The 23,423-nt window shown below is 61.3% G+C and carries 21 protein-coding genes; 11 read left to right on the top strand and 10 right to left on the bottom strand.

The window, feature by feature from the left end:
• Window positions 1-35: 35 nt before the first annotated feature.
• The gene (locus J4E63_RS29660) at window positions 36-917 is read left to right on the top strand and encodes a formate/nitrite transporter family protein (protein WP_207284093.1); all 882 of its coding nucleotides are present in this window, start codon (window positions 36-38) and stop codon (window positions 915-917) included.
• A 38-nt stretch (window positions 918-955) separates the two neighbouring features.
• Here J4E63_RS29660 and J4E63_RS29665 read toward each other — a convergent pair whose 3' ends face one another.
• Window positions 956-2,899 carry a patatin-like phospholipase family protein gene (locus J4E63_RS29665; protein WP_207284094.1) on the bottom strand — a complete coding sequence of 648 codons (1,944 nt, stop codon included), beginning with the start codon at window positions 2,897-2,899 and terminating at the stop codon, window positions 956-958.
• Window positions 2,900-3,144: 245 nt separating this feature from the next.
• Window positions 3,145-4,305: an MFS transporter gene (locus J4E63_RS29670; protein ID WP_207284095.1), complete on the bottom strand. Its 1,161-nt coding sequence runs from the start codon at window positions 4,303-4,305 to the stop codon at window positions 3,145-3,147.
• A gap of 208 nt (window positions 4,306-4,513) precedes the next feature.
• Between J4E63_RS29670 and J4E63_RS29675 the strand changes: the two genes are divergently transcribed.
• Window positions 4,514-5,347, top strand: a complete 834-nt coding sequence (locus J4E63_RS29675; RefSeq protein WP_207284096.1) for an EamA family transporter — start codon at window positions 4,514-4,516, stop codon at window positions 5,345-5,347.
• A 38-nt stretch (window positions 5,348-5,385) separates the two neighbouring features.
• Complete coding sequence (locus J4E63_RS29680) at window positions 5,386-5,769, top strand: MAPEG family protein (protein ID WP_060740239.1); 384 nt, start codon at window positions 5,386-5,388, stop codon at window positions 5,767-5,769.
• A gap of 154 nt (window positions 5,770-5,923) precedes the next feature.
• On the opposite strand, the gene J4E63_RS29685 is transcribed toward J4E63_RS29680, so the two are convergent.
• Window positions 5,924-7,111 (bottom strand): murein transglycosylase A, encoded by a 1,188-nt coding sequence (locus J4E63_RS29685; protein ID WP_060740240.1) that lies wholly within the window; start codon window positions 7,109-7,111, stop codon window positions 5,924-5,926.
• A 125-nt stretch (window positions 7,112-7,236) separates the two neighbouring features.
• Here J4E63_RS29685 and J4E63_RS29690 point away from each other — a divergent pair, with 125 nt between their 5' ends.
• On the top strand, window positions 7,237-7,686 hold the full coding sequence (locus J4E63_RS29690; RefSeq protein WP_060740241.1) for a cytochrome c: 450 nt from the start codon (window positions 7,237-7,239) through the stop codon (window positions 7,684-7,686).
• 48 nt (window positions 7,687-7,734) lie between these two features.
• Here the strand turns inward: J4E63_RS29690 and J4E63_RS29695 are convergent, their stop codons facing one another.
• Both J4E63_RS29695 and ligB read right to left on the bottom strand, forming a co-directional pair.
• Window positions 7,735-8,130 (bottom strand): DUF1090 domain-containing protein, encoded by a 396-nt coding sequence (locus J4E63_RS29695; RefSeq protein WP_207284097.1) that lies wholly within the window; start codon window positions 8,128-8,130, stop codon window positions 7,735-7,737.
• Window positions 8,131-8,221: 91 nt separating this feature from the next.
• Window positions 8,222-9,895 carry an NAD-dependent DNA ligase LigB gene (gene ligB, locus J4E63_RS29700; protein ID WP_207284098.1) on the bottom strand — a complete coding sequence of 558 codons (1,674 nt, stop codon included), beginning with the start codon at window positions 9,893-9,895 and terminating at the stop codon, window positions 8,222-8,224.
• Between the two features lie 206 nt (window positions 9,896-10,101).
• Here ligB and J4E63_RS29705 point away from each other — a divergent pair, with 206 nt between their 5' ends.
• On the top strand, window positions 10,102-10,722 hold the full coding sequence (locus J4E63_RS29705) for a LysE family translocator (protein ID WP_207284099.1): 621 nt from the start codon (window positions 10,102-10,104) through the stop codon (window positions 10,720-10,722).
• A gap of 224 nt (window positions 10,723-10,946) precedes the next feature.
• Here J4E63_RS29705 and metK read toward each other — a convergent pair whose 3' ends face one another.
• A complete protein-coding gene (gene metK / locus J4E63_RS29710; protein WP_060740245.1) occupies window positions 10,947-12,137 on the bottom strand; it encodes a methionine adenosyltransferase in 1,191 nt (396 codons plus the stop codon).
• A gap of 19 nt (window positions 12,138-12,156) precedes the next feature.
• Window positions 12,157-13,152 carry a metalloregulator ArsR/SmtB family transcription factor gene (locus J4E63_RS29715; RefSeq protein WP_207284100.1) on the bottom strand — a complete coding sequence of 332 codons (996 nt, stop codon included), beginning with the start codon at window positions 13,150-13,152 and terminating at the stop codon, window positions 12,157-12,159.
• Window positions 13,153-13,462: 310 nt separating this feature from the next.
• On the opposite strand from J4E63_RS29715, the gene tkt reads away from it, so the two are divergent.
• The 6 genes from tkt (at window position 13,463) to fba (ending at window position 19,841) form a co-directional block, all read left to right on the top strand.
• Window positions 13,463-15,460: a transketolase gene (gene tkt, locus J4E63_RS29720; protein ID WP_072405866.1), complete on the top strand. Its 1,998-nt coding sequence runs from the start codon at window positions 13,463-13,465 to the stop codon at window positions 15,458-15,460.
• 150 nt (window positions 15,461-15,610) lie between these two features.
• Window positions 15,611-16,666, top strand: a complete 1,056-nt coding sequence (epd, locus tag J4E63_RS29725; protein ID WP_060740248.1) for an erythrose-4-phosphate dehydrogenase — start codon at window positions 15,611-15,613, stop codon at window positions 16,664-16,666.
• A 24-nt stretch (window positions 16,667-16,690) separates the two neighbouring features.
• Window positions 16,691-17,854 carry a phosphoglycerate kinase gene (locus J4E63_RS29730; RefSeq protein ID WP_207284101.1) on the top strand — a complete coding sequence of 388 codons (1,164 nt, stop codon included), beginning with the start codon at window positions 16,691-16,693 and terminating at the stop codon, window positions 17,852-17,854.
• Window positions 17,855-17,885: 31 nt separating this feature from the next.
• Window positions 17,886-18,110, top strand: coding sequence for a hypothetical protein (locus J4E63_RS29735; RefSeq protein ID WP_207284102.1), 225 nt, complete (start codon window positions 17,886-17,888; stop codon window positions 18,108-18,110).
• 56 nt (window positions 18,111-18,166) lie between these two features.
• The gene (locus J4E63_RS29740) at window positions 18,167-18,502 is read left to right on the top strand and encodes an MliC family protein (RefSeq protein WP_207284103.1); all 336 of its coding nucleotides are present in this window, start codon (window positions 18,167-18,169) and stop codon (window positions 18,500-18,502) included.
• A gap of 274 nt (window positions 18,503-18,776) precedes the next feature.
• Entirely contained in the window at window positions 18,777-19,841 is a 1,065-nt protein-coding gene (gene fba / locus J4E63_RS29745; protein WP_003177554.1) for a class II fructose-bisphosphate aldolase, read from the top strand.
• A 467-nt stretch (window positions 19,842-20,308) separates the two neighbouring features.
• On the opposite strand, the gene J4E63_RS29750 is transcribed toward fba, so the two are convergent.
• The 3 genes from J4E63_RS29750 to J4E63_RS29760 all read right to left on the bottom strand — a co-directional run bounded on the left by J4E63_RS29750 (window position 20,309) and on the right by J4E63_RS29760 (window position 23,169).
• Window positions 20,309-20,593: a fructose-bisphosphate aldolase gene (locus J4E63_RS29750; protein ID WP_092259536.1), complete on the bottom strand. Its 285-nt coding sequence runs from the start codon at window positions 20,591-20,593 to the stop codon at window positions 20,309-20,311.
• A 905-nt stretch (window positions 20,594-21,498) separates the two neighbouring features.
• Window positions 21,499-22,167 carry a polysaccharide lyase family 7 protein gene (locus J4E63_RS29755; RefSeq protein ID WP_207284104.1) on the bottom strand — a complete coding sequence of 223 codons (669 nt, stop codon included), beginning with the start codon at window positions 22,165-22,167 and terminating at the stop codon, window positions 21,499-21,501.
• A gap of 333 nt (window positions 22,168-22,500) precedes the next feature.
• Window positions 22,501-23,169: a polysaccharide lyase family 7 protein gene (locus tag J4E63_RS29760; RefSeq protein WP_207284105.1), complete on the bottom strand. Its 669-nt coding sequence runs from the start codon at window positions 23,167-23,169 to the stop codon at window positions 22,501-22,503.
• Window positions 23,170-23,423: the final 254 nt, after the last annotated feature.

The following is a 23,423-nucleotide window of genomic DNA, read 5'->3' on the forward strand; positions in this document are numbered from 1 at the left end:
TCGTAGGTACATCACGCCACCGGTTCAGGAGCTGTATGGACACCCACAAAGACGGCAAGACCCCTGACCTTTCGGCTCAGGAGCAGCACGAAGTCGACCGCAACCAGCCGCCGCGGGCGGCCGTGTTGCATGAAATCATCCGCACCCAGGGCAATCTGGAGTTGGAACGCAGTATCGCCGCGCTCTGGTGGTCGGCCCTGGCGGCGGGGCTGACCATGGGGCTGTCGCTGATGGCGATGGGCTTGCTCAGCTCCCGGCTGCCGGATCACGAGGGCTTCAAGGTCATCGCCAGTTTCGGTTACTGCGCCGGCTTTCTCGCGGTGATCCTGGCCCGCCAGCAACTGTTCACCGAAAACACCCTGACCGCTGTGCTGCCGATCATGAGCAAACCCACGCTGGGCAACTTCGGTCGGTTGTTGCGGCTGTGGGGGGTGGTACTGGTGGGCAACCTGTGCGGCACCTTGCTGGTGGCCTACGTGATGCTGCATCTGCCGATTTTCGATCCGCGCACCGACCAGGCTTTCCTGGAAATCGGCCGCAAGGTCATGGAGAACGACACCGGCCAGATGTTCGCCAAGGGCATCATTTCCGGCTGGATGATCGCCACCATGGTCTGGATGATCCCGTCCATGGAAAGTGCCAAGATGTGGATCATCATTCTGATCACCTACCTCATGGCGCTGGGGGATTTCACCCACATCGTCGTCGGCTCGGCCGAAGTGTCCTACCTGGTGTTCGCCGGCCAGTTGTCCTGGGAGGACTTCTGGATGGTCTTCGCCGGGCCGACGCTGGCCGGCAACATAGTCGGCGGCAGCTTCATCTTCGCTTTGATCAGCCATGCACAGATCCGCAGCGAAGTCGGCCTGCCCAAAGATAAACGCCCAGATAAGCCTGCGCGGCGCAGCGATTCGGAGTAGGCGGGAACCTGATCCCAGGCTCCCGGCGTGAGCGGCGGTTATTTGAATTGCATGTTGCGCAGTGTCTTGCGGGTTGTCGACTCCGGATCGAGCATCCCCGTGTAGCGCGACCTGTAGTTGGCGATGACCCGTTCGAGTGAATTGTTGAACGCGATCTTCTGCTCCCGTGAGTTCTTGGAGGCCTTTGGATCTTGCACTTCCTGCAGGTCCCGGATGGCCCCTTTTATCAGCTTGATGTTCGCATCGGGCTGGCCGCCGATAAAGCGCGCGGGATTCAGCACGTTTTGCACGACGTTATGGATGCGCGTGGCAATGTCGTGCAGGTGCATTTGCTCGACGGCGTGACGGGTCACCTCGGAAATGGCGCTGGTCGCGCCGCTGTCCCACTCGGCGGCAGCCTGCAGGAACTGCATGAAGTCCGGGTCATTGCCGTGGTTGAGGCGTTTTGCCAACCAATCCAGCTTGCCGGGCTGGTCCGCAAGCTGGTCGAGGGCCCAGATGGCGCTCTGCATTTGTGAAGTGGGTTCAAGCTTGGAGGACGTTTCGTTGGCCGCCTGGATCGCTTCCTTCAATTGCGTCAACGCCAGTAGTGCGTGGCGCCTGAAGGCGATTACCTCGGCGCAGGCTTCGTCGCCTTCCAGTTCTATGCTCAGCGGCTCGAAGTCCTTGTCGCTCAACGCCAGCAGGGCGTCCTCGACCGAGGCAAACGAAAAGGTCTGCTGCGTGGCGTTGCGCTCGTCCACATGGGTTTGAACAGCCTTGCGCAGTTCTTCCTGGAGATGGTTCTTGGTCTCCTTGGACATGCTGAAGTTGATCGTTCCACTCACCAGACCAGAGTAATTGCCTTTATCGGTTATCAGCGGCACGACGACGGTCTTGTCGGCAAAGCGCTTCAGTTGTTCGGCATTCCATGCGGAGCTGGCTGTATGGGGAGCCTTGAGAACCCGATCGATCAGGGCCGAGATGCCCGTGCCTCGCGGGCTTTCCTGGGCCGACTCTTGCGCTTCGAATACCAGAATCAAAGGCTCGCCGTCCGGGATCGGGCTCATGGAGGTGGCCGGGTTGTAGATGGCAGGTACCGGTGTGTTGTTCAGGATGCCGCCATCGGCAAATGCCGTGGTGGTGCCCACTGCTTGGAACGGCTGTCCTTGCAGGGGCGGCTGGCTGAACACCACCGGCAGCGATGCGGAGATATGCGCGGCCACGGCAATGTCCATATCGGGGGTCAGGTCCGCGCTGAAGACCACCAATTGCGTGCCTTCCTCGAACATGGCGGTGCCGGTGATTTCCACGGATTTGATTTGCGGGACCTCTTTGCTCAGGACGGCCAGGTCGGCAAAAGTGACGTATTGGTTCCTTTCCACATTGGCAACGGCTTGTTGCGCGTCTTCGGAAAGAGGCTCCGGGTGTTCTTTGCAACGCTGCAACAGCGACGTGCAAGCCTCCTCCCTGATCAGTTTCTCCAGTGGCATCCCTTTGGAACCCAGGCGTGGCAGCAAATCACACAACAGTTGCGCCAGCGGGAGTTTTTCCAGTTTCTCGCCCAGCTTCGACAATCCGTTCTGGATTTTTTGAACAGTAGCGTTGGTGCTGTCGAGCAAGGAAATGAGAGGGATATCGTCAGAAATCCTATCGAAGCCGGCATGATTCATACCGCTGGCGAGCAATGCTGCCGATATGGCCCCCGCAGAGGAGCCTGAAATCGTTCTGATATTGTCCATGATGCCGTTGGTTTCGAGCGTATCGACGAAGCCGGAATACGCCACCCCCTTGGCGCCACCGCCACTGAGCACCAATTCTGTGATGGGAGGCCGATTGATACTGACTTGAGCGCTACCGTCTTCATTTCGAACGAGGGTGATCGACCGGTCTGTCGCGCCGCATGCCAATTGTTGGGGGCGTTCAGGGATGGCTTGCGTTGCGAGCTGGCCTGCGTTTTCAAACGTGTGAGGGGAGGGGATGTGTTGCGAGATTGCTAGCATTCTGGTTCGTTCCGTGTGCCCGGGAGGGAGGGGGCCGAACTGTAAGCAAGATCTGAAGGCGAATTGCGTTGTGACTCAATTGGACAAATATCCGCCGACTGCGAACGGCAGTCGGCGGATCTCAATAAAAGCCCTCTGGAACAAGGCTTCTGGAAGGTTGGTAAAACAGCTCGCAGGGATGGGGGGCAAAGTCTTACTGAGCGCGTCGCCCATTCGCTCACCGGCAGGGCATATTTCTCAGTCCCTCAAACAGCGACTACCGCCAAGCGTCGTTGTCGATGGATAAAGAACAAGGCGGTCAATACCGTGAGGCCGCCGACCGCTGCTCCGGTCCAGGGTAGATCCGCCAGGTCGGCACCGCTGGCCACCACCAACCCACCCATCCAGGCCCCGGCGGCGTTGCCCAGGTTGAATGCGCTCTGGTTGAGTGTGGAGCCGAGGTTCGGTGCTTCGTGGGCCTGGTCGATGATCAGCAATTGCAGGATCGGGCACAGGGCGAAGGCGAAGATGCCCCATAGCACCAAGGTGATTGCCGCCGGGATCACCGACCGGCTGGTCTGGCTGAATGCGGCCAACACCAGCACCACGGCCAGGGCCATGCCGACGAGCGAAGGCAGCAGGCGCCGGTCCGCCAGGCGTCCACCGAGGAAGCTGCCGGCCGTCAGGCCGACGCCGAACAACAGCAGCATGATGGTGATGCCGTGGGGGCTGACACCGGTGATGTCCTGCAGGATCGGCGCGATGTAGGTGAATACGCTGAACAGACTGGTAGAGGCCAGTACGCTCATGCCCAGGGCGAGCAACACGTTGGCCTTGCCCAGGACCTTGAACTCACTGGCCAGGTTGGCTTTGTCCATGGGGATTTCCTTGGGCAGCCAGACCCATTGGGCAATGGCCGCGATCACGCCGATGATCGAGACCGCCCAGAAAGTCGAGCGCCAGCCGGCGTATTGACCCAGGGCCGTGCCCAACGGGACGCCCAGCACGTTGGCCAGGGTCAGGCCGGTGAACATCATGGCAATCGCCTGGGCCCGTTTATTCGGCGCCACCAGCCCGGCGGCCACCACCGAGCCGATGCCGAAGAACGCCCCGTGGCACAGCGCCGTGATCACCCGGGCAGCCATCAGCGTGGTGTAGTTCGGCGCCAGGGCGCAGAGCACATTGCCGAGAATGAACATCAGGGTCATGCCCAACAGCGTGGCCTTGCGCGGCATGTTGGCGGTGCCGATCGCCAGGATCGGCGCGCCGAACACCACGCCCAGGGCGTAGCCGGTGATCAGCAGCCCGGCCTGGGGAATGCTCACGGCCAGGTCCCGGGCGACATCGGGCAATAGGCCCATGATGACGAATTCAGTCGTGCCGATGCCAAAAGCGGCAACGGCCAAAGCAAGCAAGGCGAGTGGCATGCGCAGGGTCTCTGTCTGTAGTCTTGACGCTCTGATCAGGCATACGCATGCCGGCGCCCCTATTCGAGTGAACGGGACAACCGCGAGCTTATTGGAATTAGGGGTATGCGCAACTGAGTGCGGCGTGGTCGGCTTGAAGTATAAACGATCGCGAATCAATTCATGAGCCCGCTGATCGTAGGAGCGGGGACAAGACAAGGAGCGTGCCGTGCTTGCGACGGCCTTGGTGTTGGTAGCGGCGCTGTTGCATGCGGCGTGGAATACGCTGATCAAATTCAGTGGCGAGCGTTTGCTGGTGGTGGCGTGCATGGACAGCGTCGCCCTGCTGTTCGTCGCGTTGACCCTGGGTTTCGTGGCATTGCCGCCGTTGGATATCTGGCCGTGGATCCTGGCCTCGGCGGCGTTCGAGCTGTTGTACCGTTATTTGCTGATCCAGGCTTATCGGGTTGGAGACCTGGGATTGGTCTATCCACTGATGCGTGGCCTGTCGCCGCTGGTGGTGCTGGCCCTGACGTTTATTTTCGCCGGTGAAGCGCTGACGACCCAGCAGGTCATCGGTATCTTGCTGATCCCGTTCGGCATGCTTTGTCTGTTGTGGCAGGGCGGTGGCGGCGATCGGCTGCCGTGGTCGATGTTGCCGGTGGTGGCGTTGATCGGCCTGTGCATCGGTTGCTACACCTTTATCGACGGCCATGCCCTGCGGCGTTGGTCCCATCCGCTGGATTACCTGGTCTGGGTCACGCTGCTCAGCGCCTGGCCCTTCCCCGTGCTGGCGTTGGTGAGCAAACGGCCGGCGTTCATGCGGTTCTGGCACGAACAGTGGCGGCTGGGGTTGGCGGTCGGATTCTGCGTATTGTTCAGCTACGCTCTGGTGCTGTGGGCCATGCAACTGGGCTCGATCGCCGAAGCGGCGGCGTTGCGGGAAATCAGCGTGATCCTGGTGGTGCTGTTCGGCATGCGCTACCTGAAAGAACCTTTTGGCTTGCCGCGGCTCTTAGCCTGCGGGCTGGTGCTGATTGGCATGCTGGTGATGAAAGCCTGACGCTCGACTCTCTATAAAACTCAAAAAGGAAGTGCGGTATGACGGTTGCCCTGTGGTGTGTGTTGATTGCTTTTCTCCTGCCTTACCTGTGTATCGGGATCGCCAAGGCCGGTGGGAAATACCGGTTGCAGGATAATCACGACCCCCGGGATTTTCTGGACTCGCTCGAAGGCGCTCCCCGGCGTGCCTACGCGGCGCAACTGAACAGCTTTGAAATCAGCCCGTTTTTCGCCGCCGCCGTGATCGTCGCGCACCTGGCCGGCAACGCCGAACTGGTCACCATCAACGTGCTGGCGGTGCTGTTCATCACCAGCCGCCTGCTCTACATCATTTGCTATCTGGCGGACTGGGCGATTCTGCGTTCGCTGGTGTGGTTCGTGGGGGTAGGGTTGGTGGCGAGTTTCTTCTTCGTTTCGATTTGAGCCTGGCGGCTGAATCGTCGGCGTCTGTACTGGCCTTATCGCGAGCAAGCTCGCTCCCACTTGGATCTTAGCCGCACACAAGATATGTGTTCACTGGCGATCGACTGTGGGAGCGAGCTTGCTCGCGATGGGGCCTGTACCCTCAATCCATTTCTCAAGGGTTGGCGGTCACCGCATTCGCCACCTGAGGTACTTGCGGCAACACCATGCCCTTGGGCCAGAGCATCCAGATCTGCCCCTGCTGTTTCATGTCCCCGGCCAGTTGGCCTGCCGCTTCACCCGTGCCCCAGAACAGGTCCGCCCGCACTTCGCCGGTAATCGCACCACCAGTGTCCTGGGCGGCGACGGGGCGGTTCAAGGCGCTGCCGTCGGGGCGAGTGGTGGATAACCACAGCAGGCTGCCCAGCGGAATCACCTTGCGGTCCACCGCCACGCTGTAGCCAGCGGTCAGAGGTACATTCAGCGAACCTCGTGGGCCTTCGTTGCTGTCGGGGTTGCGGTTGAAGAACACGTAGCTGGGGTTGCTGGCGAGCAATTCGGGAATGCGGTTCGGGTTGGCCTTGGCCCAGGCACTGATGGTGCCCATGGTCACGTCTTCTTTCTTGAGTTCGCCTTGTTCGACCAGCCAGCGTCCGATGGGGCGGTAGGGATGGCCGTTCTGGTCGGCATAGCCGATGCGCAGTTGGCGACCATCGGCCAGTTGAATGCGTCCCGAACCCTGGATCTGCAGGAATTGCAGGTTCATGGGGTCGGTCAGCCAGGCAATGACCGGCGCCTTCACGCCATTGGTCTCGATGGTGGCCGCGTCGTCGTACGGCTTGAGCACCCGGCCTTCGAGGCGGCCGCGCAGGCGTTTGCCCTTGAGCTCAGGGTAGATGCTGTCCAGCGACACGATGATCATGTCCTCCGGTACACCGTAGACCGGGATATTCGCCGTAGTGGTCTGGGTGAGGCTGCCGGGGTAGACCGGCTCGTAATAGCCGGTAATCAGGCCGTTGGGGCTGTTGTCCCCCGAGCGCAGGCCATAGACGTCCAGGTTCTGTTTCAGGAAGTTGCGTACATCCTGTGGGGTTTGCGGCACGTTGGCCGCTGCCGCACAGGTCGGACCCCAGGTCGCATCGGCCTTGAGCCGGGTGCACGCGCTGCGCCAGGAACCGAAACCGGCCAGCAGGTCTGCATCGGACACCGCCGGCAGCGCCTCCCAGGGGGCGCTGACATAGGTGGCGAGGGCATGGGTCTGAGGTTCTTCGACCTTTTCGCCGCGGTTACAACCGGCCAACAGTGCGATCAGCGGTAGGGTCAATGCCAGGCCTTTGTGCCAGGGCTTGATGCGGCTGTTCATGAAGATTTCCTTTGCAGCCATTCGGGCGCTGTCAGGCGCTCGAACAACCCGTATTGTTGATAGGGCCATTGGTCTTTACCGATGACCCGAGGATACTAACCGCCGTTTCCTGCCCCGAGGCCAAGATGTTTGTAAAACGATTTTCCATGGCCGTGCTGGCCTGCCTGATGTTGTCCGCCTGTGGCGGCGTCGATCCCAATTCTCCCCTGGGCCAGCGCAAGACCATCTTCAAGCAGATGCTCAAGACCAACGAAGAGCTGGGCGGCATGTTGCGCGGCCGAGTTCCGTTCGATGGCGCACGTTTCGCCGAGGGCGCGGCGCAACTGGACCAATTGTCCCATGAGCCGTGGAAGCACTTCCCGCAAGTGCGCGAGCAAGACCACACCAGCGCCCGGGATGACGTCTGGCAAAAACAGGCACGCTTTCAGGAACTGGCCCGCAACCTTGAAGCGGCCACCGGTGAGTTGGTGACCGCCAGCAAAGTCCAGCCTTACAGGGCCAGTTACCTGGGGCCGGCGGTGCAGAAGGTCGAAGATGCGTGCAGTGCCTGTCATAAAGAGTTTCGGGATTATTGACATGCCTTGAAGGATCGCAGGCTTCGCCAGCGCCTACAGATCGGGTGTTCACTTATCCAACTCATCCACCGCTTCCTGCAACTCCTTGCGGGAGGTTGCCAGCTTGTCCTTGCGTTTGTTGATCCGCTCGGCGTCGCCTTTCTTCATGGCCTTTTCCAGGTCGGCCTGACGCCGGCTGACCTCGTGCTTGGCATCGAGTACCTTGTTTTCACGCTCCTTGCGCAAGGACGCATCGGTGCAATGGGTGGTGACGTCACTCAATGCGGTTTCCAGGCCTGCCTGCTGGTCCTGGTTGCCACGGGACTTGGCCAGTTCGATCTGGTTGATGATGCCCTGGCGCTTGGCCGCGCAGCCGGTGAGTTCCGGGGTTTGTTCGTCCGCCAGCAAAGGGGCGGCCATGGCGCTGCATAAGACCAGCAGGGCAACGGGGGACAGGAAATTCATAGCAACTCCGTAAAAAATCGCGAGCGGTCGGTACAGATGCGCTGTTGGAACGCATGTTCGCCCCTTGGGTTCAACCGCACGGGGGGCCGGATTAAAAACCGTCGACCCCGGCGGAGCGTAATACGTCACTCAAGGCCAGCACCTGCGGGTCGCGAAAAAAGGCGCTCAATTGCGCGGCGCGTCCCGCTCCGATGCCGACTTCGGCTTGCCATTGTTCGGTGCTGCGCTCGGCCAGCGCCTGCCACGGCCCTTCCAGCCGGGCCTCACCGATGGGTGGCAGGCCCAAGGCCTTGAGCCATTGCCCGAAAGGGCGTTGCCGGGCGCTGTCGAGGCTGGCGAGCAGGCGCGCGCTAGTGCGTTCGCCGAAGCCGTCAATGTTAGCAAGCTCGGCGGCATCGAGGGTCAACCAATCCAACAATCCATGGAGTCGACCGGCAGCCAGGAGTTTTTCCCAGGTGCCGGGGCCGACATGGGCCAGGGCGAGCCCGTGCTTGCCGCTGAGCCAGTTCAGGCGGGCGAGGAATTGGCTTTCACAGCCGGGCGTCGCTTGCCAGCAACTCAAGAAGTGGTGATCGCTTGCCATGGGGGCATTGACGTCCTGGCGCTCGAGGCTGCGCAGCACCACCTCGTCGAGGCGTGGAATGGTCAGTCCGGCCAGGCTGATGGCAACCCGATCGCCGGGACGGATGTCCATCTCCTCCCAGCGCTTGAGGGAACTGACGCTGACCCGGCGAATCCGCCGGTCGTCGAGCAGGGTCGGTTCGAGTTCCAACACAGGGGTGATGCGCCCGGTACGCCCGACCTTGAAGCGCACCTTGCGCACTTCGGCCAGGGCCTGGGCATACGGGTATTTCCAGGCCACGCTCCAGAACGGCGTCCTGGCCTGCCAGCGGTCGGCGGGTGGACGGCGGCTCTGGCGCAGGACGATCCCGTCACTGGCGAAGGCCTGCGGCGTGCGATACCAGTGGTCGCGCCACCGCTGGGCATCCCTCAGTGTCCGGACAGGTTGGTTGTAGTCGTGGGTGTCAGCGAAACCCAGCGCGTTCAGCGCGGCCATCCGCTCTGGCAGGGTGCCTGGCCCTTCAGGCCAGTCCCAGACAAACAGGCCGATGGAGGATGCCTCCTGCGCCGTCAAATTGTTGCGCGCCATCAAGCCCGCCACGGTTGCGCGGGCATTCAGGCTGCCGTGGCTGGCTTGGACATGGGCGTCCAGGCGCCAGTACAACTCGCCCTGGACGACCAGGTCCACGGGCTGGCGCAGTTGCTGCGCGATGGCGCCGATCTGGTGCGCACTCGCGGTCCAGTCATGCCCCAGGACGCCATCGCCGCGGCTGATCGCCTGATGCAGGCGACCCGTGCGGTAAACCAGGGAGACCGCCACGCCATCGACTTTCGGTTGCGCCCAGACGTCCTCTCGACCGAGCAGCCAGGCCTCCACGGCGTCGGCGTCCTTCAGTTTTTCCAGGCCGGTATGGACGATGGGGTGCCGCACCTTTCCGCCCGCTGAGCGCAGGGGATTGTCGGGCGCCGCGAGATCGAAGCAGCGGCGCCATTGGCCCAGCTGTGTGCGGGACTGATCATAAAGCTCATCGGCCACCAGCGACTGGCCGAGGCGGTGGTAACGGTCGTCCCAGGTGTCGATTTGTTGTTGCAGTGCGGCGATCTCCGCCCGGGCCCGTTCAGCGGGCCAGTCGGGGCAGGGTGCGGCTAGCGCGGGGAGGGCCATGAATGCGAGACAGGCGAGGGCATAGAGGAACGGTGGCATCGAAGCATCCTTGCTCGGTTGAGTATCTGAAGGCTAGTCAGCGTCCCGGTTGTTGTGAGGGGCGGAGCGTTACCGGATTTTGCGGCGCCTGGTGGCAAAGTCGCGGCGGTACAGTCCTGCGGGATTTCGCCACGCAACTGTCCCTTGAACCCCTCGATGACCGGTGCAGAATGAGCCTTCGATCCACCTCTGCCTGGAACGCCCGAATGGACCTGCCGACACTCGCTGTTTTCATTCCGGCCTGCTTTGCGCTGAACATGGCGCCGGGGCCGAACAATCTGCTCTCCATCAGCAACGCCTCGCGTTATGGCTTCGTCCGGGCGTGCAGCGGTGGCATCGGTCGGTTGCTGGCGTTTGCGATCATGATCGCCCTGGCTGCGGTGGGGCTCACCGCCGTGTTGCACACATCGGAGCTGCTGTTCCTGGGGATCAAGCTCGTCGGTGCCGGTTACCTGTTCTATCTGGCCGTGCAGTTGTGGCGGGCCCGGCCCGAGGCCGACAGCGAAGCCGGGCTCGCATCGATGACCCGGGCCGGCCTGGCGCGCCAGGAGTTCCTGGTGGCGATTGGTAATCCGAAGGCAATTTTGTTGTTCACTGCGTTCCTGCCGCAATTCGTCGACCGTACAGGTACCGTCACCCAACAATTCGCCGTGCTGGGCGGCTTGTTCCTCGCGCTGGAGTGCATCGCCATCGGGTTGTATTGCTACATGGGCATTTACGCGCGGCGGCTGTTTGCCCGGCCCAGTGGCAAACGCCTGTTCAATCGGATGTGTGCGGGGCTGCTCGCCAGTGCGGCTTCGTTTTTGCTGGTGGCACGGCGCTCTTGAGCGCCATGACGAGGGGATTTTGTGGGAGCAAGGCTTGCCCGCGATACAGGCGCCTCGTTACCGCAGGGACCGCGTTGTCCTCATCGCGGGCAAGCCTTGCTCCCACAGATAAATTCTCCCGCCACAAGAACCAGGCATGACTTTGCACTCTGAGTAGTCAAGCACCTGGCATGAAAAAGCCCCTGACGACCCAGTCGCCAGGGGCTTTTCCTTACACGCGGGTGTTACAGGCCGGCAGCGGCGCGCAGGGCGTCCGCGCGGTCGGTCTTTTCCCAGGTGAACGTGGTGAAGGTATCGCCATCCACGGTCCTGGTCTCTGGCGTACGGCCGAAGTGACCATAGGCGGCGGTTTCCTGGTACATCGGGTGCAGCAGGTCGAGCATGGTGGTGATGGCGTATGGACGCAGGTCGAACACTTCGCGGACCAGGTTGATGATCTTGTCATCGCCGATCTTGCCGGTGCCGAAGGTGTTCAGCGAGATCGACGTAGGCTGGGCGACGCCAATGGCGTAGGACACCTGGATCTCGCAGCGTTCGGCCAGGCCGGCGGCCACGATGTTCTTGGCGACATAACGACCGGCGTAGGCGGCCGAGCGGTCAACCTTGGAAGGGTCCTTGCCGGAGAACGCGCCACCGCCGTGACGGGCCATGCCGCCATAGCTGTCGACGATGATCTTGCGACCGGTCAGGCCGCAGTCGCCCACCGGGCCGCCGATGATGAACTGGCCGGTCGGGTTGATGTGGAACTGGGTGTCCTTGGACAGCAACTCGGCAGGCAGCACGTGCTTGACGATCAATTCCATCACGCCTTCGCGCAGGTCTTTGTAGGACACCTCAGGGTTGTGCTGGGTTGACAGGACGACGGCGTCGATACCGACCACCTTGCCGCCTTCGTAACGGCAGGTCACCTGGGACTTGGCGTCCGGGCGCAGCCACGGCAGCAGGCCGGATTTACGGGCCTCGGCCTGGCGTTTAACCAACTGGTGCGAGAAGGTGATCGGGGCCGGCATCAGCACATCGGTCTCGTTGCTGGCGTAGCCGAACATCAGACCCTGGTCGCCTGCGCCCTGGTCTTCAGGCTTGGCCCGGTCAACGCCCTGGTTGATGTCCGGGGATTGCTTGCCGATGATGTTCATCACGCCGCAGGTCGCGCCGTCGAAGCCGACGTCGGAGCTGTTGTAGCCGATGCCCAGGATGACGTCGCGAACGATCTGTTCCAGGTCGACCCAGGCCGACGTGGTGACTTCGCCAGCGATGATCGCCACGCCCGTTTTCACCAGAGTCTCGCACGCCACGCGGGCGAACTTGTCTTCAGCAATGATGGCGTCCAGCACCGCATCAGAAATCTGGTCGGCGATTTTGTCCGGATGCCCTTCAGACACGGACTCGGAGGTGAAAAGGGAGTATTCGCTCATCTCGATGTTTTCCTACAAGTTACCGTTGGTGAGTGTTGCCAGTGGGTCGCTGAAAGTGGCGAACCTGGATCTGGAAACCATTACGTAAGCCTACATAGAGGCTTTCCCCGGGCACGAGGCCCGCTGCGGTGGCCCAGCGGGCCAGGTCGTCCTGTTCAAAGCCGAGCCAGAGGTCGCCGCAGGCTTCCCTGGCCCAGCTCTGGTTGTGACTGCATAACTCGGTCACCAGCAGGCTGCCGCCCGGTTGCAGCAGGCGGGCCATGTGCTTGAGTGCATCGGCCGGCGCGGCGAAATGATGCAGCACCATGTTCAATACCACGCAGTCGGCCTGCAGGCTCATGCCATCCAGTGCATCGGCCAGTTGCAGGCGCACGTTAGCCAGGGCCTCGCGCTCACACACCTGGCGCGCCAGTTCGAGCATGGCCGGGCTGTTGTCCAGCGCCGTCACCTGGCTGAAGCGTCGCGCCAGCTCCGGCAGAAAGGCGCCATCGCCGGGGCCGACTTCGATCGCCGTGGCCGCAGGCTCGAAGCTCAATTTGTCGAGCAGCGCCACCACGCTTTCACGGTACTGCGGCAAGCCGGCGATCAGGTCTTGCTGGGCGCGAAACTTCTCGGCGACCCGTGCGAAGAAGTCCTGGCTGGCGGCGGCCCGTTGTCCGTGAACCTGGGTGATGCGAGCCTGTACGTCGGTCGGCAGGCTCAGTGCGTCCACTTCGTCCAGCAGCGCCGCGTGCAGCTTGCCGCCCAGCAGGTCGGTGTGGGGCAGGGCGCGGCGATAGAAAATGGCGTTGCCTTCCCGGCGGGTCGCCACCAGGTCGGCCTGGGCCAGGACCTTGAGGTGGTGACTCATGCCGGACTGGCCGATACCGAAGATCTGCGCCAGTTCCAGCACGCCGAACGAATCGTTGGCCAGGGCGCGCAATACATTGAGCCGCAACGGATCGCCGCCGGCCTTGCAAAGGGCCGCCAGCTCATCGCAGTCGTCGTGGCGAATGGAGGGCGCGGGCAGGTTCATAGTGGGGCCGTCTGTTTCATGAGTGGGGCGGTCCGTTTCAGTGAGGCAGTCTAGTGAGGGGTTTGGATCATCGCAAGTTCAATATCAAAAAGTTTTGATATTGGTTGATAAATGGCACTTCCCACTCCGTGCTTGACTCTACAGGCCATCAGCGGAAAGGTTTCACCCGGCGAATGCGACTTTATCCACCGGAAAAACGCTCAAGGATGACTATCTGTCATTGCCCCGGGGCGGGTGGGTGAGGGAAAATGCTCGCCTTTTTCAGTTTCGTTTTATTCATTCTCGATTCAATACCCGCAGGAGAACAGCGATGCCCAGCCGTCGTGAGCGTGCCAATGCCATTCGTGCCCTCAGCATGGATGCCGTGCAGAAAGCCAACAGCGGCCATCCCGGTGCCCCCATGGGTATGGCGGATATCGCCGAGGTGCTTTGGCGCGACTACCTCAAGCACAGCCCGAGCAATCCTTCGTTCGCCGACCGTGACCGCTTTGTGCTGTCCAACGGCCATGGTTCGATGTTGATCTACTCGCTGCTGCACCTGACCGGCTATGACCTGTCGATCGATGACCTGAAGAACTTCCGCCAGTTGCACAGCCGCACCCCGGGCCACCCGGAATACGGCTACACCCCAGGCGTGGAAACCACCACCGGCCCGCTGGGCCAGGGCCTCGCCAACGCCGTGGGTTTTGCCCTGGCGGAAAAAGTCCTGGCGGCGCAGTTCAACCGCCCAGGTCATAACGTCGTCGACCACCACACCTACGTATTCCTGGGTGATGGCTGCATGATGGAAGGCATTTCCCATGAGGTCGCCTCCCTGGCCGGCACCCTGGGCCTGGACAAGCTGATCGCGTTCTACGACGACAACGGCATCTCCATCGATGGCGAAGTCGAAGGCTGGTTCACCGATGACACCCCCAAGCGCTTCGAAGCCTACAACTGGCTGGTGATTCGCAACGTCGACGGCCACGATCCGGAAGAAATCAAGACCGCCATCGAGACTGCTCGCAAAAGCGCCCAGCCGACCCTGATCTGCTGCAAGACCACCATCGGTTTCGGCTCGCCGAACAAGCAAGGCAAGGAAGACTGCCACGGCGCACCGTTGGGGGCCGAGGAAATCGCCCTGACCCGTGCCGCGCTGAAGTGGAACCATGGCCCGTTCGAAATCCCGGCCGACATCTACGCCGAATGGGATGCCAAGGAAAAGGGCCGTGCGCTCGAAGCCGAGTGGGACCAGCGTTTCGCTGCCTATTCCGCCGAATTCCCCGAGCTGGCAAACGAGCTGGTGCGTCGCCTCAGCGGCGAGCTGCCGGCCGACTTCGCCGAAAAAGCCTCGGCGTACATCGCTGAAGTCGCCGCCAAGGGCGAAACCATCGCCAGCCGCAAGGCCAGCCAGAACACCCTGAACGCCTTCGGCCCATTGCTGCCGGAACTGCTGGGCGGTTCGGCCGACCTGGCCGGTTCCAACCTGACCCTGTGGAAAGGCTGCAAAGGTGTCAGCGCCGAAGATGCCAGTGGCAACTACATGTACTACGGCGTTCGCGAGTTCGGCATGAGCGCAATCATGAACGGCGTTGCGCTGCACGGCGGCCTGGTACCTTACGGCGCCACTTTCCTGATGTTCATGGAATACGCCCGCAACGCCGTGCGCATGTCGGCGCTGATGAAAAAACGCATCCTGTATGTGTTCACCCACGACTCCATCGGCCTGGGCGAAGACGGCCCGACGCACCAGCCGATCGAGCAACTGGCGAGCCTGCGTTGCACGCCTAACCTGGACACCTGGCGTCCCTGCGACGCCGTGGAATCGGCAGTGGCCTGGAAATACGCCCTCGAGCGTAACGACGGCCCATCGGCGCTGATCTTCTCCCGTCAGAACCTGCAGCACCAGAACCGCGATGCCGACCAGATCGGCGACATCACGCGCGGCGGCTACGTGCTCAAGGACTGCATCGGCGAGCCTGAACTGATCCTGATCGCCACCGGCTCCGAAGTCGGCCTGGCCGTCCAGGCCTACGACAAGCTGACCGAGCAGGGCCGCAACGTACGCGTGGTGTCCATGCCGTGCACCAGCGTGTTCGATGCCCAGGATGCTGGCTACAAGCAGGCAGTGCTGCCGCTGCAAGTCAGCGCGCGGATCGCCATCGAGGCTGCCCATGCCGATTACTGGTACAAGTACGTGGGCCTGGAAGGCCGCGTGATCGGCATGACCACCTACGGCGAATCGGCACCTGCGCCGGCGCTGTTCGAGGAGTTCGGTTTCACCCTGGAAAATATCCTGGGTCAGGCTGAAGAGCTGCTGGAAGACTGATCCGCAAACAGGTTGTCTGTTCTGACGCCATCGCGAGCAAGCTCGCTCCCACAAGGATTTTCACCGACCCTGTGGGAGCGAGCTTGCTCGCGATAGCGCAGGCTCAGGCATTACTGGACTGAAGGATTCACCACGGTAACCGAGAACCCCATGCCCCAACCGCGTCCCTACAAAGTTGCACTCAACGGCTACGGCCGGATAGGTCGTTGCGTCTTGCGTGCGTTGTTCGAGCGAGGGGCCAAGGCCGATTTCGAGATCGTGGCGATCAATGACCTGGCCGACATGGCCAGCATCGAATACCTGACACGCTTTGACTCCACCCACGGCCGGTTTCCCGGCGAAGTGCGGGTCGAGGGTGATTGTCTGCATATCAATGGCGACTGCGTGAAAGTGCTGCGCAGTGCCACCCCCGAAGGCATCGATTGGGCGTCCCTGGGTGTCGATCTGGTGCTCGAGTGTTCCGGTGCCTACCACACCCGCGAAGACGGCCAGCGTTTTCTCGCGGCCGGCGCGCCACGGGTGCTGTTCTCCCAGCCGATGGCCAGCGAAGCGGATGTCGATGCCACCATCGTCTACGGCGTGAACCAGGATTGCCTGACCGGCGAAGAGCTGCTGGTGTCCAACGCGTCCTGCACCACCAACTGCGGCGTGCCGCTGTTGCGCCTGCTGGACCAGGCCATTGGTCTGGAATACGTGTCGATCACTACGATCCACTCGGCAATGAACGACCAGCCAGTGATCGACGCCTACCATCATGAGGACTTGCGCCGCACCCGTTCGGCGTTCCAATCGGTGATTCCGGTGTCCACTGGTCTGGCGCGCGGTATTGAACGGCTGCTGCCGGAACTTGCCGGGCGAATTCAGGCCAAAGCCGTGCGGGTGCCGACGGTCAACGTGTCCTGCCTCGACATCACGATGCAGACCGTGAGCGATACCGACGCCACCGAGGTCAACCGGATCCTGCGCGAAGCCGCCACCAGCGGCCCGCTCAAAGGCCTCCTGGCTTACACCGAGTTGCCTCACGCCAGTTGTGATTTTAACCATGACCCCCATTCGGCCATTGTCGATGCCAGCCAGACCCGTGTTTCCGGGCCGCGGCTTGTGAACATCCTGGCCTGGTTCGACAACGAATGGGGGTTTGCCAACCGAATGCTGGACGTTGCCGAGCATTACCTGCAAACCGCTTCGAAAAAACCTGCTCTCTAAACAGTTACCCAGGAATTGCGACCCATGACCGTGTTGAAGATGTCCGACCTCGATCTGCAAGGTAAGCGCGTACTGATCCGCGAAGACCTCAACGTCCCCATCAAGGACGGTGTTGTCACCAGCGATGCGCGTATCCTGGCTTCGCTGCCGACCATCAAGCTGGCCCTGGAAAAAGGCGCGGCCGTGATGATCTGCTCCCACCTGGGCCGCCCGACCGAAGGCGAGTTCTCGGCGGAAAACAGCCTCAAGCCGGTAGCCGATTACTTGAGCCGTGCCCTGGGCCGCGACGTGCCGTTGGTCGCTGACTACCTGGGCGGCGTCGATGTGAAGGCCGGTGATGTCGTGCTGTTCGAAAACGTGCGCTTCAACAAGGGCGAGAAAAAGAACGCCGACGAATTGGCCCAGCAATACGCCGCCCTGTGCGACGTATTCGTGATGGACGCCTTTGGCACCGCTCACCGCGCCGAGGGTTCGACCCATGGCGTGGCGAAATTCGCCAAAGTCGCCGCCGCAGGCCCGTTGCTGGCGGCCGAGCTGGACGCACTGGGCAAGGCCCTGGGCTCGCCGGCCCAGCCGATGGCCGCCATTGTGGCCGGCTCCAAAGTCTCCACCAAGCTGGACGTGCTCAACAGCCTGAGCCAGGTGTGCAACCAGTTGATCGTCGGTGGCGGCATCGCCAACACGTTCCTCGCCGCCGCCGGTCATCCGGTCGGAAAATCCCTGTACGAGCCGGACCTGCTGGACACCGCCCGGGAAATCGCCGCCAAGGTCAGCGTACCGTTGCCGGTGGACGTGGTCGTGGCCAAGGAATTCGCTGAAAGCGCGACGGCCACCGTCAAGCTGGTGGCCGACGTGGCCGACGACGACATGATCCTCGACATCGGCCCGCAAACCGCAGCCAACTTCGCCCAATTGCTGAAATCCTCCCAGACGATCCTGTGGAACGGCCCGGTCGGCGTGTTCGAGTTCGACCAGTTCGGCAACGGCACCAAGGTGTTGGCCCAGGCCATCGCCGAAAGCTCCGCGTTCTCTATCGCTGGCGGCGGCGACACCCTGGCGGCCATCGACAAATATGGCGTAGCTGCGCAGATCTCCTACATTTCCACCGGTGGCGGCGCATTTCTCGAGTTCGTCGAAGGCAAAGTGTTGCCGGCCGTGGAAGTCCTGGAAAGCCGGGCCAAGGCCTGAGGCTGCGTTGACCAGGCAAAGGAGTGTTCTGATGGTCAAGACGTTCACGTTGCTGCTGGCGACAACGATGCTGGTGGCTTGCTCGAGCAGCCCGGAGGCTCCGGCCCCGCAAACCGACACGCCGACGCCCGAAGAAGGCTGTTACCAGGCCGACTGGCAGGCCGAGACGAATCCGGTGCTGAACAAGCGTTCCGGACCGGACGGCCTGGACAAATACGAGACGCAAACCCCGGCCAAGGAACATGGTTGTCCTTGACGGGTCTGACTCTTAACTCATGGCGGGCGGCGTGTGCCGTCCGTCGAGGAACACGGATGAAAGGCTTGATCGCCGTTGTGGCGTTGGCATTGCTGGCCGGTTGTTCGCAACTGGGTTTTTTGCAGTCGTCCGAGCCCGTTGCAGAGGGCTGGACGAGTTGGACCTGTGACAGCGAGGCCAAAGTGCTCTGGCGCTACACCGATGCCGCCCGCAAGGAAGTCGATGTACGCCTGGGCGGCGCCGATAAGGTTTATCGCCTCAAGCTTGAGCCGGGTGCTGAAGGTTCGCTGTACAGCGATGACATGCTGGCATTTCACGTCAAGGGTGAAGAAGGCCTGGTGTACTGGGTTGCCACCAATGACTTGATTGGGCGTGGTTGCAAGGCGCAGTAATACGATTGAACTGATCCACACAGATCCAAATGTGGGAGCAGATCCAGTGTGGGAGCGAGCTTGCTCGCGATAGCGGTGTACCAGGCAACAGTGATGTTGAATGTACCGCCCTCATCGCGAGCAAGCTCGCTCCCACAAGGATCGCGTCAGTATTTGGGTTTAGCGATACCGAACACGCAGCTCGGGCCAACCCCCGATCCGCAATGACTTGAATAGCCGCCGCCGCTCCGGCAGGCTGGCACGATTAACGACCCTCGACCGGGAGAGAGACACAATGGCACTTATCAGCATGCGTCAGATGCTGGACCACGCAGCCGAGTTCGGCTACGGCGTTCCAGCCTTTAACGTCAACAACCTTGAGCAGATGCGCGCCATCATGGAAGCCGCTGACAAGACTGACTCTCCGGTGATCGTCCAGGCTTCGGCCGGTGCCCGCAAATACGCCGGCGCGCCGTTCCTGCGTCACCTGATCCTGGCGGCGATCGAAGAATTCCCGCACATCCCGGTGTGCATGCACCAGGACCACGGCACCAGCCCGGACGTCTGCCAGCGCTCCATCCAACTGGGCTTCAGCTCGGTGATGATGGACGGTTCCCTGGGCGAAGACGGCAAGACCCCGACCGACTACGAATACAACGTACGCGTTACCCAGCAGACCGTTGCCATGGCCCACGCCTGCGGCGTTTCGGTGGAAGGTGAGCTGGGTTGCCTGGGTTCGCTGGAAACCGGCATGGCCGGTGAAGAAGACGGCATCGGTGCCGAAGGCGTGCTGGACCACAGCCAGATGCTGACCGACCCGGAAGAAGCGGCGGACTTCGTCAAGAAAACCCAGGTAGACGCCCTGGCCATCGCCATCGGCACCAGCCACGGCGCCTACAAGTTCACCAAGCCACCTACCGGCGACGTGCTGGCTATCGACCGCATCAAGGAAATCCACAAGCGCATCCCCAACACCCACCTGGTGATGCACGGTTCGTCCTCGGTACCGCAAGAGTGGCTGGCGATCATCAACCAGTACGGCGGCGACATCAAGGAAACCTACGGCGTGCCGGTTGAAGAAATCGTCGAAGGCATCAAGTACGGCGTGCGCAAGGTCAACATCGACACCGACCTGCGCCTGGCTTCTACCGGTGCCATGCGTCGTTTGATGGCGACCAACCCGAGTGAGTTTGATCCGCGCAAGTTCTTCGGCGCTACTGTGACGGCCATGCGTGATGTGTGCATTGCGCGGTATGAGGCGTTTGGTACGGCGGGTAATGCTTCGAAGATCAAGCCGATCTCGCTGGAAGCGATGTATCAGCGGTATTTGAAGGGTGAGTTGAACGCTAAGGTCAACTGAGGCTTCAGTGGTGTGAGAAAACCCGCAGTGATGCGGGTTTTTTTATGGGTGGGGTTTGTGTGTATATCCGTTTCTTGGGTAACGGCGGCTTATGGTTCCGCCCTTACGGCGGGTTACTTTTGGCAAACGCCCCAAAAGTAACCAAAAGGTCTTTGCCCCACCACTCGGCACCTCGCCTAGGCTCGGTGTGCCCTCACTCCGGCATTGCTCCGTGGGCCGCCGCGAAGGGCCATCCATGGCCCAGCGCGGCTATCCCGGCATCCATGCCGGGATGCCCACTACGCAATACCGGCGTTCGGCCAGCGTGGTTAATGGGGCCCCCAGATCAAAAGCCCGCCGAGGCGGCCTTATAGCCGACCTGATTCTTGATGTGATCGCGTTTCTCCTGTGGGAGCGAGCTTGCTCGCGAAGGCACTGTTACTGTCGATGAAGATATTGAGTTTGCAGGCTTCTTCCTACGGGAAGCTTTACTGCCCTTCGAGCCCGCGCTGTTCAATCACTCCAAAAACATCCGCCACATCCTGGACCATGATCCGGGCGATGTTGGTGATGGTGTTGATGTCGGTCTCGGCCGAATCGCGCAGTGTGGTGCAGGCCATCAGCGTCAGGTAGTCGAGGGTGGCGTGCAGGCGTTCGCTGGCGCAGGCGTGGAGTTCGGGCAGTGGGGCGGTTTTATCGATGAACAGGACGGGGTGGGTGGTGGCGATTGGGGTTAGCGGGGTGAAGCGGCGGAACGATTGTTCGGTAGACATAGTAAATCCCTAACTCAAGAGAAAATTTGCCACCGTTTTGCTGCGAAACAATTGGGTGGCAGCCATGTGCGGGTTCGCAGACCGAGGAGTTAGGACTCGGCAGACCCGAAGATCTCCCACACACAGCCGCCATGAAAAGCCGAACGTAGGTGCGTATGCCTATGCCGATTTTTTTGACGGTTGTGATTCTAACTCACCAGGGCTGCGAAACCCTCCCACCGACCAAAGCCAGTAGGTGAACCAAACTATAGAAGGGGATTTTTGACGCAACAACCGACCTGTAGGACGCCCACAACCCCCGTGGCGAGGGAGCTTGCTCCCGCTCGGTGGCGCAGCCGCCGTAAATCCTGGTCATGGGACCGGTCTGACGAAAAGAGGGGGCTGCTTCGCAGCCCAGCGGGGATAAATCCCCTCGCCACAAAGGGGGAGTTCCTACGAGATTTTCAGAAGGCCGGGGGAACGATCAAAATCTCCGACCACCCCACAAATCCTAGTCGGCTGTCAGGCCGCCATCGCGAGCAAGCTCGCTCCCACAATTGGATCGGAGTACGACCGTGAGAGCCAGGCCGGCTGGCAGGCCGCCTCGCGGTGGACGTTGATCTCGGCGCCCCGTTAACCACGCTGGCCGAACGCAGGCATTGTGGAGTGGGCATCCCGGCATGGATGCCGGGATAGCCGCGCTGGGCCATGGATGGCCCTTCGCGGCGGGCCCACGGAGCAATGCCGGAGTAAGGGCACACCGAGCCTAGGCGAGGTGCCGAGTGGTGGGGCATAAAGCGTTTTGGTTACTTTTCGCCGGGCCGCGCAGGCTTCTCAAAAGTGACCCGCCGTAAGGGCGGAACCGTAAGCCGCCGTTACCGCAGCAACGGATATACACACGATATCTCTCTATCGAAAGCACCCGGTCAAGTGTTGTGATCGATATCCAACTTGCTGAACGTCACCTTCCCCCCTTCGCTGGTATAGCCACTGTTGTCCTGCACGTACACGCCAGCCTTGAAGTACAACGGCTTGACCTTCCATTTGGAACTGATGGTGGTGTACCAGCTACGACCCGCCGCAGTAATGCCCAGGTCGCCCGTACGGTCGAGGTGGAGCCGATAACTGAAGGACTGAGCCAGCTTCACGCCGGTCGCGACGGTGATCACCCGGCCCTCATCGTCATCGGGACGCATGCGGACCTTGGCAACGATGTCGCCAGTCTTGCTGCCATCCTTGTACTGGTACTCCAGTTTCACCATGGGTTTGCTGCTGTCCTTGGCATGAATCTGCCCGATCACGATCTTGCCGCTGCTGGGCACCTGGTTGACCACCAGGGTCGCGCTCAATTTATTGTCGGCGTCAGGGTAGACCCAGTTGCGCAAGGTGCCGTCTTTATAGGTTTCCCGTAATTCACTGCGCGGGTAGATCGCGTTTTCGGTCTTGGTGCCGGTGACAGGCGACCAGAAGTACACCGTGCTGCCTTCTGAGTTGAAGTACTTATCCTTGAACCCATCCACCAGTCGAGGCGTTTCGATGGTTTTCGGTGGGCTGCCCTCGGGGATGCTCAGGTTCCAGGTTGCAAGATCGACCATGTTCGGATCCTTTCTGAGAAGAAGAAATGATTTACGCCACAGCCGGAGGGCTCTAAGACGCGCTTTTGCTGAGGCCAAAAAGGGGGCGCGAACGTGTATTTGGCACGTTCGTACGGCGGAGGGTTGGCGTCAACAGTCCGTCAGAGTTGCGTTTACCGGTTTGGTGCCCGAGATAGACGACCGTTAGTCGGCTAGTAGGAATTTTTCGGGAACATGGCGATATGGCATCTGTCTATGGCGCCCTGTTGTAGGGCGTCAAGCAGCGGATACGGAGGTTTTTGTCGCACGAGGCAAGCAGCGTCCCTGCTGCTATGGCGCTACGAGAGGGCGCAATCAGAGGTTGTGATCGATATCCAGCATGCTGAAGGTCACTTTCCCGCCTTCGGTGACGTAGCCGGTGTTGTCTTGCACATACACGCCTGCCTTGAAGTACAGCGGCTTGTCGCTCCAGGTGTTGCTGATGTTGGTATTCCACTGATAGCCGGCGCCGTTGATGGTCAGGACGCCGGCGGGGCTGAGGTGAATCAGGTAGGAGAACGACTGGTTCAGCTTGATGCCCGTGGCGATGGTGATGACCTGGCCCGATTCGTCATCGGGGCGCATGCGGACCTTGGCGACGATGTTGCCGGTGGAGCTATAGGTCTTGTACTGGTACTCCAGCTTCACCATGGGGCTGGTGCTGTCCTTGGCGTGGATCTGGCCGATCACGATCTTGCCGCTGCTGGGCACCTGGCTGACGGTCAGGGTCGCGGCCAGTTTGTTGTCCGCCGCCGAGTACAGCCAGTTGCGCAACGTACCGTTGCTGTAGGTCTCCCGCAGTTCGCTGCGCGGGTAGATCGCATTTTCCGTCTTGGCGCCGGTCACCGGTGCCCAGAAGAACAGGGTCCCGGTTTCGGAGTTGAAGTATTGGTCCTTGAACCCCTGTACCAGCAATGGGGTTGAAATGGTTGCCGGTGGGCTGCCCTCGGGGATGCTCAAGTTCCAGGTGGCGAGATCGATCATGTCCGGATCCTACGTAACGAAGCGAAAAAAGTTGAAGCCCTGGCGCGGGCTCTAACTCGCGCTTTGTGGGCGTGTTGATCACGCAAGATGGGTGTTTTTCGACAACCGTCCGGCGGATGATTGACGTCAATTGTGCGTCGTAGGTGTCTTTGCAGTTTTTGTGCCCGAGGTGGGTGACCGTTAGTCGGCTATTTCGGGCTTTGCCTGGATGATGGCGCGATGACACCTACTGCTTTTCAAAATCCCGGTCTAGA

It is taken from the genome of Pseudomonas sp. FW300-N2F2, assembly GCF_017351655.1.
Taxonomy (GTDB): Bacteria; Pseudomonadota; Gammaproteobacteria; order Pseudomonadales; family Pseudomonadaceae; genus Aquipseudomonas; species Aquipseudomonas fluorescens_AA.